Genomic DNA, 12676 nt, shown 5'->3' with positions numbered 1-12676 from the left:
ACGGGTGTTCCCGGCGACATCGAGTGGTGTGTGTTCGTACGATCACCGAATGCAGCTTCGGTACGCCTTCAGGGTGCGACACGAGGTCGCACCGCTCAAGCGGATAACTCGGGTTCAACTGGGTTGTCCCAGACCAGTGTTCTGAGGTCTGGTCCCACGCTCACATGCGTCGCTGGCAACGGCGGGGTGTGAAGCTGAGCGCTCAAGGCCCAAGAACGTCAAGGCATCTGACGTCACAGGCCGAGGGACAGTCCGGAAGGGTGAACGAAAGTGAACTCCTGTCAAAGCCTCGTCAGCGTTACCCGCCCGATGTCGAGCAACAGTGGCGGGCATGGCCTGGACGCTGAGAAGCGTCAAGCGGAGCCGAGGGTTCTGACCCAAGGCTCGCGAACGCCGCTGGCCACGGGGCAAAAGGGGGCACCCTCCCGGACGCATCTTGACGGTGCGGAACGTGGAAACCCGGTTGAGGTCCAGAGGGATCTGGTAGGCCGACCGCAAGGAGAGCGGAATCCCTCAGCCGGACAGGATGGTTCAAGAAGCGAATGCCGGTCCCCGAAAGGGAAAGGGAAGTCGGGCGAACGTGCCCGTATAACCTGCCGGATACGGGGATCTCCCCGGCCCGAAAGGGAGCAGACGTGAACCAGGTGAGCCTTTGAAGTGACCTGAGAAGAAGCCCGAACCGAGGGACAAGTTAGACACCGGGAGGGCGGTGGACATGTCTGCTCTGCCGCTCAGCCCGGCGAACGGACCCGAGGACGCCTCCACGCTGTGGCACCAGATCGACTGGGGTCAATGCGAGGGAGAAGTACGGCGACTGAGACAGCGGATCTTCAAGGCCGCGCAGGAAGAGGACTGGCCCAAGGTCAGGAATCTGCAAAAGCTTATGCTGCGGAGCTACTCCAACACGCTGGTGAGCGTGAGACGAGTGTCCCAGCTGAGTACTGGCCGCAAGACGGCCGGCGTCGACAGGAAGAAGGCGGTAACGCCCAAGGCCCGTTGGGATCTCGCGTCAGAGGTCCATCGGGTCGAGAAGCCCTGGCGAGCCATGCCGGTCAGGCGGGTGTACATCCCGAAGAGTAACGGGAAGCAACGCCCGCTCGGTATTCCGACGATTCGGGACCGGGCCATGCAGGCCCGTGTCAAGAATGCGCTGGAACCCGAGTGGGAAGCCCGTTTCGAACCCCGGTCGTATGGTTTCCGCCCGGGGAGAGGGTGCCACGACGCGATCGAGGCCATTTTTGGGGCAACGGCACGCAAGAGCGCCAAGCGCCTCTGGGTTCTCGATGCTGATCTGTCGGCGGCATTCGACCGCATCGACCATCCTCGCCTCATGGACGCCGTCGGGGGATTCCCCGGCCGGAGTCTCATCCGTGCGTGGCTGAGGGCCGGTGTGGTCGAAGAGGGCCGCTTCACGCCGACCGAGGAGGGAACTCCACAGGGCGGTGTGATCAGTCCGCTGCTGATGAACGTGGCACTTCATGGGATGGAAGAGGCAGCAGGGTGTCGGTACTGGGGAGCCGAGGCGAAGACGTACGCGCCGAAGGCTGCTCCCAGGACCCCGATCCTGATCCGTTATGCGGATGACTTTGTGGTCATGTGCCACAGCAAGTCCGAAGCCGAAGAGATCAAGGAACGGTTGGCAGAGTGGCTGGAGCCGAGAGGACTACGGTTCGATGAAGGAAAGACCCGAATCGTCCACATGGAGGACGGGTTCGACTTCCTCGGCTTCAACATCCGACGCTACGACGGAAAGCTACTCATCAAGCCAAGTGCTGATGCTGTCAAGAGACTCCGGGCAACCCTGCGCACCGAAGTAAAGGGGCTGCAAGGCTCCAACGCGGCGGGAATGCTAAGGGCGCTGACGCCCATCATCCGCGGATGGTCGGCGTACTACCGGAAGGCGGTTTCGTCTCGAACATTCTCAAGTCTCGACAACTATCTGTGGGGGCTGCTCTGGGAGTGGGCGAGAAGGAGCCATCCGAAGAAGCCGAGGGTCTGGGTAGCCGACAGATACTTCGGCAGGTTCAACGAGTCCAGAAACGACAAGTGGGTGTTCGGGGACCGTATCAGCGGTGCCTATCTCCCCAAGTTCGGCTGGACCAAGATTGTCCGCCACGTGCAGGTGAAGGGTGCGGCGTCTCCAGACGACCCTACCCTGGCCGAGTACTGGCAAGGACGCCGCCGCAAGAAGACGCCCCCGCCGATGGACAAAGTAAGTCTGTCCTTGGCGTACAAGCAGAGGGGGCTCTGCCCGCTCTGCAATCAGGCGCTCATTGCCGGAGCCGATTACGAACCGGACAGTCCACGTGAGTGGATCAACTGGTTCGCGGCCTCGAAAAAGATGCTCCACAAGCATCACTTCGTTTACCGGAGAGATGGCGGCTCCGACGATCGAACCAACCTTCGTCTCGTGCACTCCGCATGCCATCGACAGCTACACGCTCAAGATGGCGTACAGGCCAAGTGAAACTGCGCCGGTCCATCAAGCCCCTGCACGTGCGGGAGTGGACCTGCCCCGCCTGCGGCACCGTCCACGACCGGGACCACAACGCTGCGATCAACGTCAAACGGGCTGCCGGACTGGCGGCATCGGCCTGCGGAGCGCCGGTAAGACCGGGACTTGTCCCGGCACAGCGCGAAGAAACAGGAAGCCATGGAACCCCCACCCGAACCTGTGCCGCGTAGCGGCACAGCAACAGGTGAGGACGGCCAGAATCCTCGGGCTTCAGCCCGAGGAGCAAGTCAAGAGGTCACCGGGAGCCCCGCCGCCTTCCACGCCTGGAAACCGCCGACGAGGTCGGTCGTCCGGTGCAGCCCCAGCTGGTGCAGGGACGCGACGGCCAGGCTCGACGCGTAACCCTCGTTGCAGATCACGACGGCGCGCACGTCGTGGCTCGTGGCCTCGGGGAGGCGATGGCTGCCCTGGGGGTCGAGCCGCCACTCCAGTTCGTTGCGCTCCACGATCAGGGCCCCGGGTATCAGCCCGTCCCGCTCGCGCAGGGCCGCGTACCGGATGTCGACGAGCAGCGCGTCGCCCGCGCGGGCGGCCTCGTACGCCTCCCGTGCCTCCACGCGCGCGTACCCCGCGCGCACCCGCTCGAGCAACTCGTCTATACCGAGCGGCGGCTCGCCGTTCGGCCGCTCCTGCTGAGGCGTGTTCGCGCCGCTCACTGCCAGTCCTCCGGCCGCTCGACCTGCTCAAGCCGCAGCACCTGCCCGGTACGGCTATAACGACGGATGCGCGGCAGCGGCGGGTAGTAGGCGTGGACGGAGACGGCGTGTTCCTCGGTGGACTCGTTGAGGACCTCGTGGACGTGGTGGCGTCCGAAGGAGCGGCCCCGGCCCGCCGACAGGGTGCGCTCCCGGTCGATGCCGTCCGCCAGCTCCAGGGTCGTCCAGCCGTCGGTGGGCAGCCGCGCGGTGAGCGAGTACTCCTTCAGCTCGCCCCGCGCGGCGAGGAAGGCGCCCACCGAGTCGGCGTGGTCGTGCCAGCCGGTGCCGGTGCCAGGCGGCCAGCCGATCAGCCAGGCCTCGCTGCCTCCAGGCCCCTCAAGGCGCACCCAGGTGCGGCCCTCCGGGTCGAGGGGCAGCGAGGAGATCAGCTCGGTGTCGGCGGCCGTGCGCCGGACGAAGTCGAGGAGGTCGGCCTGCGTGGGCGCGGCGACGGCGGTGGGCAGGGAGGGGGAGACAGACACGGACACCGTCCTGAGAAGGTTCGCGGGGAGCGCGCGGCCATGAGAGAGCGCGGGTGCGCAGCGGCGGCGCGCGCCGGTGGGGAAGGGGGATGCGAAGTCAGCAGGACGGACGACACACGCAGCCTGCATAGCGGACGAGGTCCATATGGACCCTCCGCCACAGGCGCACATCGGTGTCGGTCACGATCGGGAGTACACCACGCCGGTGGAACCCGGTCAACTCACTGTCACCATGTGGACCACACAGTGACAGCAAGTACGTCACTTGGCTGCGGAGCCCGCCGTGGCCCCCGCCGCGGACGCCTCCTGCGCCCCCGGCGGACCGCCCACCGCCGCCTCCGCCGCCGCGTACAGGTCGGCCGCGCGTACTCCGTTGAGCGCGGTGACCAGATGGCCGTCGGGCCGGATCAGCAGGACGGTGTGGGCCGCCGCGCCCGGGTAGGTCTCGGACACCAGCAGCTCGGCCGGGCATGGCAGGGCCGTCACCGCGGCCGCGAGCCGGGGCATGATGCCGGCGCCGACCCAGTGCCTGCGCTCCCACACTCCCGTCCCCGGCGCGATCAGCAGGACGAGCAGCGCGCCCCGGCCGAGCCGCTCCCGCAAGCGTACGAAGGAGCCGTCCTCCGCCGTGACCCGCACGTCCTCAACCGGTGCGCCGGGCGGCGTCGTCACCGGCACCTCGGCCTCCAGGTGGCGGGGGGCGAGCGGCGAGCCGTCGTACCTGCCCGGCGCGCCCAGCGGGCCGCGTCCCAGGTGGCCGTCGGTGAGCAGCACGTCGTGGCCGCGGGCCGCGCCGGGGACGTACGCCCTGATGCCCCCGCCGCCGCGCAGCAGCGGCAGCGCCTGGTCGGCGGCGCGCAGCCGGGCGGCGACGGCCGCGCGCCGCTCCGCCTGGTAGCCGTCGAGCAGTGCCTCGTGTGGGCCGTGGTGCCAGGCCAGGGCCAGTTTCCAGGCGAGGTTGTCGGCGTCGCGCAGGCCCTCGTCGAGGCCCTGGGTGCCGAGCGCGCCGAGCAGGTGGGCGGCGTCCCCGGCGAGGAAGACGCGCCCCACGCGCCAGCGGCGGGCGAGCCGGTGGTGCACGGTGTGGACGCCGGTGTCGAGCAGTTCGTACGCGGGTGTGGGGCCCTCGCTCCAGCCCGCCAGGGTCTCGCGGACGCGGGCCACGAGCAGCTCGGGTGTGACGAGGTCCTTGCCGGGCGGCAGCAGCCAGTCCAGCCGCCAGACGCCGTCCGGCAGCGGTCGTCCGGTGATCTCCCCTGCGGAGGGACCGGACGTCCGCCACGGGGGCGTCCGATGGAGCAACGCCTCGTCGGCCCACGGAAGTTCCGTGCGCAGCGCGGCCACGGCGTGTCGCTCCACCGCCGTACGGCCGGGGAAGCGGATGTCGAGGAGTTTGCGGACCGTGGAGCGCGGGCCGTCGCAGCCGACGAGGTGGCTGCCGCGCCACCAGGTGCCCTTGGGGCCGCGGGTGTGCGCGGTGACACCGGAGGGTTCCTGCTCGATGGTGTCCAGGCGGCTGTCCACGGCGATCTTCACCAGTCGCTCGTCCGCGAGGGCGGCGCGCAGGGCGCTCGTGAGCACGTGCTGGGCGATGTGCAGGGGGGCGGGGTCGGTCGTCTCGTCGAAGGTGATCCGCCGGGTCACCTGCTTGCGCCGCATCGACCGCCATCCGGCCCAGTGGACCCCGGCCTCGCCGAGGGACGCCCCGGTGAGCCGCTCCATCAGCGCGGCGGTGTCCTCGCGCAGCACGACGGTGCGCGCGAGCCGCGGTTCGTCCTTGCCGGGGCCCTCGTCGAGGACCACGGAAGGCACCTGCTGGCGCGCCAGCGCCAGGGCGAGCGTGAGCCCCACCGGCCCCGCTCCGACGATGATCACCGGGTCCACGGCGTGCCGCCCCCTGCCCGCGACGGTGTCCTCAGGGATGTGAGTGAACAAAAGGTTGGAGCAGGGTGCACGATCACAGAACGTATGCAACCCATTGTCGTTGTTTGCGTCAAGTGACGGAGGCAGCGGCGCGCACGCCACTGCCTCCGTACAGGTCACCTCACTTGAGCGTGCGTCAGATCATGCCGACGCCCCACTGCCGAAGCCGCCGCCGACCTCGGCCGCGTTGAGGTCGTCCACCTTCTCGACGCCGAGAACCGCGCCCGTGCTGCGCTTGCTGCGCCGCAGCCTCTTCTCCAGCCAGCTCGCGAAGCTGGTCAGGATGAAGTTCAGCACGATGAACATCGCCGCGACCACGATGAAGCTCGGGATGACGTTGGCGTAGTTGGCGGCGAGGGTGCCGCGCGAGTTGAGCAGCTCGGTGAAGCCGATCATCACACCGCCCAGCGCGGTGTCCTTCACGATGACCACGAGCTGGCTGACGATCGCGGGGAGCATCGCCGTGACCGCCTGCGGGAGCAGGATGCTGCTCATCGTCTGGCCCTTGCGCAGGCCGATCGCGTACGCGGCCTCCGTCTGTCCCTTGGGCAGGGAGAGGATGCCGGCCCGGACGACCTCGGCGAGGACCGAGGCGTTGTAGAGCACCAGGCCCGTGACGACCGCGTAGAGCGGCCGGTCCTCGCTGGTGACGTTCGTGGAGCGGGAGTAGAACTCGTTGGCGAACAGCATCAGCAGAAGCACCGGGATCGAGCGGAAGAACTCGACCACGGTGCCGGCCACGACGCGCACCCATCGGTGGTCGGACAGGCGTGCGATACCGAAGACGGCGCCCAGGGGAAGGGCGATCACCATGGCGAGGGCCGCGGCCTTCAACGTGTTGGCGAGACCGGGCAGCAGGTACGTCGTCCAGGCCTCGGACTCGGTGAACGGCTTCCACAGGGCGGAGGTGAGCTGGTCCTTCTCGTCCATCTCCTGCCACACCCACCACACGAACAGGGCGAGGAGGACGAAGAAGACCACCGAGAAGATGACGTTGCGCCGCTTGGCGCGGGGGCCGGGGGTGTCGTAGAGGACCGAGCTCATCGCTTCACCGCCAGTCGCTTGCTGAGCCAGCCCAGGATGAGGCCGGTCGGCAGGGTCAGTACCACGAATCCGAACGCGAAGACCGCGCCGATGAGCAGTGTCTGCGCCTCGTTCTCGATCATCGTCTTCATCAGGTAGGCGGCCTCGGCGACGCCGATGGCGGCCGCCACCGTGGTGTTCTTGGTCAGGGCGATCAGGACGTTGGCCAGCGGTCCGATGACCGAACGGAAGGCCTGCGGCAGCACGATGAGCGTGAGGGTCTGGCTGAAGCTCAGCCCGATGGCCCGGGCCGCCTCAGCCTGCCCCAAGGGCACCGTGTTGATGCCGGAGCGGATCGCCTCGCACACGAAGGCCGCGGTGTAGGCGACCAGTCCGAGCACGGCGAGCCGGAAGCCCTGGACCTTGAAGTCCTCGGCGCCCAGGGTCATGCCGAAGACGTCGGCGAGGCCGAGCGAGCTGAACAGGATGATGACCGTCAGGGGGATGTTCCGGACGATGTTGACGTAGGCGGTGCCGAACCCGCGCATCAACGGGACCGGGCTGACCCGCATCGCGGCCAGCAGGGTGCCCCAGATCAAGGAGCCCACGGCGGAGAGGGCGGTGAGCTTCACCGTCATCCAGAACGCCCCTAGGACGTCGTAACCTTCAAGAAAGTCGAACACGATCTCCCGCGCTTCCGGGTGGGTGGCGTATGAGGAGGGCGGGGCGCGCCGCCGCCGTGATCGCGACGGACGGCGGCGCACCGCAGGAACCCCGCATGGCTGGGCCGCGGGACCCGGTTACTTGACGATGACGCCGATCTTCGGGGCGGGCTCGTTCTTGTAGTTCGCCGGGCCGAAGTTGGCCTCGACGGCCTTCTGCCAGGAGCCGTCGCTGACCATCTTCTCCAGCGCCTTGTTGATCTTGTCCACGTCGGCGGTGTCGCCCTTCTTGACGCCGATGCCGTAGTTCTCGTTGCTGAGCTTCAGGCCCGTGAGCTTGAACTTGCCCTTGTACTGGTCCTGCGAGGCGAAGCCGGCGAGGATCGAGTCGTCGGTGGTGACCGCGTCCACGGCGCCGCTCTGCAGGCCGGCGATGCACTCCGAGTAGGAGCTCAGCTCCTTCAGGTTCGCCTTCGGGGCGATCGTGTCATGGATGTTCTGCGCCGACGTCGAGCCGGTCACGGAACACAGCTTCTTGCCGTTGAGGTCCGCGGCCTTGCTGATCGTCGAGTCGGTCTTGACCAGCAGGTCCTGGTGGGCCAGCAGGTACGGGCCGGCGAAGTCGACCTTCGCCTTGCGCTTGTCGTTGATCGAGTAGGTGGCCGCGATGAACTTCACGTCACCGCGCTCGAGGGCGTTCTCGCGGTCGGCGCTCTTGGTCTCGACGAACTCGATCTTGTCCTTGTCGTAGCCGAGCTGCTTGGCCACGTACGTCGCGACGTCCACGTCGAAGCCGGCGAAGGACCCGTCGGGCTTCTTCAGACCGAGACCCGGCTGGTCGTACTTGATGCCGATCTTGATCTTTCCGCCTCCGCCGCCGCCGCTGGAGCTGCTGCTGGAGTCGTCGTCCTTGTTGTCACCGCCGCACGCGGTGGCGGTCAGGGCGAGGACGAGCGCGACGGTCGAGGCGGCGGTGACCTTGCGAAGCTTCATGGTGACTTCCTTGAGAGGAGTGGTGATGTACTGCGAGCGGTGCTGAGTTCCGTCAGTGGTGAAGGATCTTCGACAGGAAGTCCTTGGCGCGGTCACTGCGCGGATTGCTGAAGAACTGGTCGGGCGCAGCCTCTTCGACGATGCGCCCGTCCGCCATGAAGACCACGCGGTTTGCAGCCGATCGTGCGAAACCCATCTCGTGGGTGACAACGATCATGGTCATGCCGTCCCGGGCCAGCTGCTGCATGACCTCGAGGACCTCGTTGATCATCTCGGGGTCCAGGGCCGACGTCGGCTCGTCGAAGAGCATGACCTTCGGGTCCATCGCCAGGGCCCGCGCGATGGCGACGCGCTGCTGCTGGCCGCCCGACAGCTGCGCGGGGTACTTGTCGGCCTGGGTGACCACGCCGACCCGGTCCAGGAGGGCGCGCGCCTTGTCCTCGGCCTTCTTCTTGTCGGCCTTGCGGACCTTGATCTGGCCGAGCATCACGTTCTCGAGCACCGTCTTGTGCGCGAACAGGTTGAACGACTGGAAGACCATGCCGACGTCGGCGCGCAGCCGGGCCAGCTCCTTGCCCTCCTGGGGCAGCGGCTTGCCGTCGACCGTGATCGTGCCCTCGTCGATCGTCTCCAGGCGGTTGATGGTGCGGCACAGGGTCGACTTTCCGGACCCGGAGGGTCCGATGACCACGACGACCTCGCCGCGCGCGATCGTCAGATCGATGTCCTGGAGAACGTGCAACGCGCCGAAGTGCTTGTTGACGCTCTTCAGGACGACCAGTTCACCGCTCGCGACCACGTCTTCCTTGGTCACCGATACTTCGGTCATCGCTCTGGGGCTCCGTCCTCCTCGGTTTCGGAGGACAGTAGTGACCTGCTGCGATCAGCGTCATTACATCTGAGGGGAATCTGAGCATCACGATCCGATAGCAATCGGACACGTGTCGTAGCACTTGTGACCTGCGCCCGTATCGGCCGGATAACGGAAGCCGCATGCAACCGGAACCCACTTGACGGCGTCCTCGTCCATCAGCGTGACTGCCATGATGCACGCACGCGTGTGCCCGCGTTTTTTCACTCATGAGAACCGTACGCCCGTTGTAGTGAGTCAGACCGTATGCCCGATGAACCGGAGGAGGACGGGATGAGACTGCTGCTCGTCGAGGACGACAACCATGTCGCCGCCGCCCTGTCCGCGGTCCTGAAGCGGCACGGTTTCGACGTCACCCACGCGCGCAGCGGCGAGGAGGCTCTGCAGGCGCTCGTGCCGGAGGGGCCCGGCTTCGGGGTCGTGCTGCTCGACCTGGGACTGCCCGACCAGGACGGGTACGAGGTCTGCGGTAAGATCCGCAAGCGCACCTCCACCCCGGTGATCATGGTGACCGCCCGCTCCGACGTGCGCTCCCGTATCCACGGCCTCAACCTGGGCGCCGACGACTACGTGGTGAAGCCCTACGACACCGGGGAACTGCTGGCCCGGATCCACGCCGTCAGCCGCCGCACGATCCACGAGGACCCGGCCGCGGGCGGCGAGGACGCGCTGCGCCTGGGCCCCGTGCAGATCGAGCTGCCCACACGACGCGTCACGGTGGACGGTTCGGTGATCCAACTGACCCGCAAGGAGTTCGACCTCCTGGCGCTGCTCGCCCAGCGCCCCGGTGTGGTCTTCCGCCGGGAGCAGATCATCAGCGAGGTGTGGCGCACCAGCTGGGAGGGAACCGGGCGCACCCTGGAGGTGCATGTGGCCTCCCTGCGCGCCAAGCTGCGCATGCCCGCGCTGATCGAGACCGTGCGCGGCGTCGGTTACCGGCTCGTCGCCCCGGCCGCGTAGCGGGGACCGCGGTTGCGTACACGTCTCCTGCCGCTGCTCATCGTCCTGATGGCGGCCGTGCTGCTGGCCCTGGGCGTGCCCTTGGCCGTCAGCGTGGCGGGCGCCCAGCAGCAGAAGGTGGTCGTCGACCGCATCGACGACACCGCGCGCTTCGCGGCGCTCGCCCAGTTCGTCACCGCCTCGTCGGGTACGAGCGACTCCGCGGTGACGCCCACGAACGAGCGACGCGAGACGCTCGGCCGTGAGCTCGACAGCTACTACGACGTCTACGGCATTCGCGCCGGCGTCTTCTACGGCACTGACACCCCCATGGCTCATGCTCCGAGGGACTGGTACCTCCCCGAAACGGGTGAGGTGCGGGAAGCCTTCGAGGAGGCGCTGCTCAGCCGTCGCAGCCATGACCCTCAGCAGGTGTGGCCATGGCAGCGCAATCGGCTCGTCGTGGCGTCGCCGGTCATCCGGGACGGCGACGTCGTCGCGGTCGTCGTCACCGACTCGCCCACCGGGGCCATGCGGTCGCGGATCCTGCACGGCTGGCTGGTGATCGGCGCGGGCGAGGTCGCCGCGATGCTGCTGGCCATCGGCGCCGCCCTGCGGCTGACCGGCTGGGTGCTCAAGCCCGTGCGCGTGCTGGACGCCACCACCCACTCGATCGCGAGCGGCCGCCTGAAGTCCCGGGTGGCGGTGGCCGGCGGACCGCCGGAACTCCGGCGGCTGGCCGGATCGTTCAACGAGATGGCGGACAACGTCGAGGACGTGCTGGAGCAACAGCGCGCCTTCGTCGCCGACGCCTCGCACCAACTGCGCAACCCGCTCGCCGCCCTGCTGCTGCGCATCGAACTGCTGGCCTACGAACTCCCTGAGGGCAACGAGGAGATCGCCTCCGTCCAGAGCGAGGGCAAGCGCCTGGCCCAGGTCCTGGACGACCTGCTCGACCTGGCGCTGGCCGAGCACGCCGAGGCCGACCTGCGGGTCACCGACATCGGCGCGCTGGCCGCCGAGCGCGTCGCCGCCTGGGCGCCCACCGCCGAGGCCAAGGGCGTCCGCCTGGTGGGCGACTGCCCGCCCACCACGGCATGGGCCGACCCGGTGACGCTGTCCAGCGCCCTGGACGCCGTGATCGACAACGCGGTGAAGTTCACCCCCGAGGGGAAGACCGTCGAGGTCACGGTCGCGGCCGACGGCGAGACCTCGACCGTCGTCGTCACCGACAACGGGCCGGGGCTGAGCGGCGAGGAGCTCGCGCGCGTGGGCGACCGCTTCTGGCGCAGCGGCCGCCACCAGAACATCAAGGGCTCGGGCCTGGGCCTGTCCATCTCCAAGGCCCTGCTCGCGGCGGGCGGCGGCGGCCTGTCCTACGCACACCACGAGCCCAGTGGTCTGACGGCGACGGTGTCGGTGCCGAGGTCGCCGACGTCGTAGCGAAGGCCCCTAGGGCTTGGCTCTACGGTTTGACCGAGCGGTAGTAGCGGCGGGCGCCCTCGTGCAGCTTGAGCGGGTCGGTGTAGATGGCCGTGCGCAGGTCGACCAGCTGGGCGGAGTGCACATGCGCGCCGATGCCGTCCCGGCTCTTGATCACGGTCCGCGTCAGCCACTCGGTGAGCCGGGGAGCCATGTCCGTACGCGTCATCAGCAGGTTGGACACCGCGATCGTCGCCACGGTGGAGCCGTTCTGGATGGTGGGGTAGGCCGACTCCGGCATGTTCGTGGCCCGGTAGAAGCCGGTGGCGTCGTCCTGGTCGTGCATCCGGGCGACGAGCTCGGGGCTGATCGGCACGAACCGGAAGGTGAAGGTGTCGGCCAGCGTCTCCAGGCCGGCCGTCGGCACCCCGCCGGACCAGAAGAACGCGTCGATCTTGCCCTGCTTCAGCTTTTCCGGGCCGGTGTCGATGCCCTCCGACTCGGCCTTGATGTCCTTCGACGGGTCCAGGCCGGCCGCCTGAAGCACCCGCTCGGCGATCAGCCGCACACCTGAGCGGGGCAGCCCCGTCGCCACGGTCCTGCCTCGCAGATCCGCGATGGACCGGATGGCCGAGTCGCGCGGCACCACGAGCTGGACGTAGTCGTCGTACAGGCGGGCCACCCCACGCAGCCGGGCGGCCGAGCCGGGGTGCTGCCGCTCGTACGTCTCCACCGCGTCGGCCGCGGCGATGGTGAAGTCGGCCTGGCCGGCCGCCACGCGCGCGACGTTCTCCTGCGACCCGTTGCTGGTCGTCAGCTTCACGCTCAGGTCGGGCATGTCTCTGGCGAGCTCGGCGCGCAGCCGGGTGCCGTACTCGTAGTAGACGCCGCTCGTCGTGCCCGTGCTGAAGGTGATCGACCCGTGCGGCGGCTCCTCGCCCAGCGGCTGCAGCCACCACAGCAACAGCCCGAGGACGACGGCACCGACGGCCGCGCCCTGCAGGGCACGGCGCCTGCCGAAACGGGCGAACACCTTGGACATGGGCGCGATCCTGCCAGCAGGCACACGGTGCTGACCAGCGCATGGCCCGCGGGGCCGGCCTGCGGACGGGCCGGACGGGATTGTCAGTGGTCGTCGTTACAGTCTG

The 12676-nt window shown here is 68.3% G+C and carries 12 protein-coding genes and 1 pseudogene; 4 read left to right on the top strand and 9 right to left on the bottom strand.

Translation table 11 applies throughout. The features are described from left to right. Window positions 1-715: 715 nt before the first annotated feature. Together ltrA and ACIBAF_RS26865 are read left to right on the top strand one after the other, a co-directional pair. On the top strand, window positions 716-2467 hold the full coding sequence (gene ltrA, locus ACIBAF_RS26870) for a group II intron reverse transcriptase/maturase (RefSeq protein WP_399466338.1): 1752 nt from the start codon (window positions 716-718) through the stop codon (window positions 2465-2467). A 17-nt stretch (window positions 2468-2484) separates the two neighbouring features. After that, window positions 2485-2685 (top strand): annotated as a pseudogene (locus ACIBAF_RS26865) (zinc ribbon domain-containing protein); the annotation flags it as partial. Between the two features lie 57 nt (window positions 2686-2742). Here the strand turns inward: ACIBAF_RS26865 and ACIBAF_RS26860 are convergent. From ACIBAF_RS26860 to ACIBAF_RS26825, 8 genes are all read right to left on the bottom strand, one after another. Then, window positions 2743-3171, bottom strand: coding sequence for a rhodanese-like domain-containing protein (locus tag ACIBAF_RS26860; protein ID WP_399466337.1), 429 nt, complete (start codon window positions 3169-3171; stop codon window positions 2743-2745). Next, on the bottom strand, window positions 3168-3695 hold the full coding sequence (locus tag ACIBAF_RS26855) for a cysteine dioxygenase (RefSeq protein ID WP_399466335.1): 528 nt from the start codon (window positions 3693-3695) through the stop codon (window positions 3168-3170). Before ACIBAF_RS26855 ends, ACIBAF_RS26860 begins: the two co-directional genes overlap by 4 nt. A gap of 97 nt (window positions 3696-3792) precedes the next feature. Beyond that, the gene (locus tag ACIBAF_RS26850) at window positions 3793-3864 is read right to left on the bottom strand and encodes a putative leader peptide (protein ID WP_309544753.1); all 72 of its coding nucleotides are present in this window, start codon (window positions 3862-3864) and stop codon (window positions 3793-3795) included. Window positions 3865-3956: 92 nt separating this feature from the next. Then, a complete protein-coding gene (locus tag ACIBAF_RS26845) occupies window positions 3957-5579 on the bottom strand; it encodes an FAD-dependent monooxygenase (RefSeq protein WP_399466333.1) in 1623 nt (540 codons plus the stop codon). 180 nt (window positions 5580-5759) lie between these two features. Further along, the gene (locus ACIBAF_RS26840) at window positions 5760-6662 is read right to left on the bottom strand and encodes an amino acid ABC transporter permease (protein ID WP_399466331.1); all 903 of its coding nucleotides are present in this window, start codon (window positions 6660-6662) and stop codon (window positions 5760-5762) included. Beyond that, window positions 6659-7324: an amino acid ABC transporter permease gene (locus tag ACIBAF_RS26835; protein WP_399466329.1), complete on the bottom strand. Its 666-nt coding sequence runs from the start codon at window positions 7322-7324 to the stop codon at window positions 6659-6661. The genes ACIBAF_RS26840 and ACIBAF_RS26835 overlap by 4 nt, the downstream gene beginning before the upstream one ends. A 117-nt stretch (window positions 7325-7441) precedes the next feature. Then, a complete protein-coding gene (locus ACIBAF_RS26830) occupies window positions 7442-8296 on the bottom strand; it encodes a glutamate ABC transporter substrate-binding protein (protein WP_399466327.1) in 855 nt (284 codons plus the stop codon). A gap of 52 nt (window positions 8297-8348) precedes the next feature. Then, window positions 8349-9125, bottom strand: coding sequence for an amino acid ABC transporter ATP-binding protein (locus ACIBAF_RS26825; protein ID WP_399466326.1), 777 nt, complete (start codon window positions 9123-9125; stop codon window positions 8349-8351). 315 nt (window positions 9126-9440) lie between these two features. On the opposite strand from ACIBAF_RS26825, the gene ACIBAF_RS26820 reads away from it, so the two are divergent. After that, the gene (locus tag ACIBAF_RS26820) at window positions 9441-10127 is read left to right on the top strand and encodes a response regulator transcription factor (RefSeq protein WP_399466325.1); all 687 of its coding nucleotides are present in this window, start codon (window positions 9441-9443) and stop codon (window positions 10125-10127) included. Between the two features lie 12 nt (window positions 10128-10139). Then, complete coding sequence (locus ACIBAF_RS26815; protein ID WP_399466323.1) at window positions 10140-11549, top strand: ATP-binding protein; 1410 nt, start codon at window positions 10140-10142, stop codon at window positions 11547-11549. Between the two features lie 22 nt (window positions 11550-11571). Here ACIBAF_RS26815 and ACIBAF_RS26810 read toward each other — a convergent pair whose 3' ends face one another. Continuing rightward, complete coding sequence (locus ACIBAF_RS26810; RefSeq protein ID WP_399466321.1) at window positions 11572-12570, bottom strand: TAXI family TRAP transporter solute-binding subunit; 999 nt, start codon at window positions 12568-12570, stop codon at window positions 11572-11574. Window positions 12571-12676 lie beyond the last annotated feature (106 nt).

Origin of the sequence: Streptomyces sp. NPDC051677, from assembly GCF_044453465.1 — a bacterium.
Lineage (GTDB): Bacteria > Actinomycetota > Actinomycetes > Streptomycetales > Streptomycetaceae > Streptomyces.
Note: the sequence above shows the minus strand (reverse complement) of the source record. Positions and strands in the feature narration are given on the sequence as shown.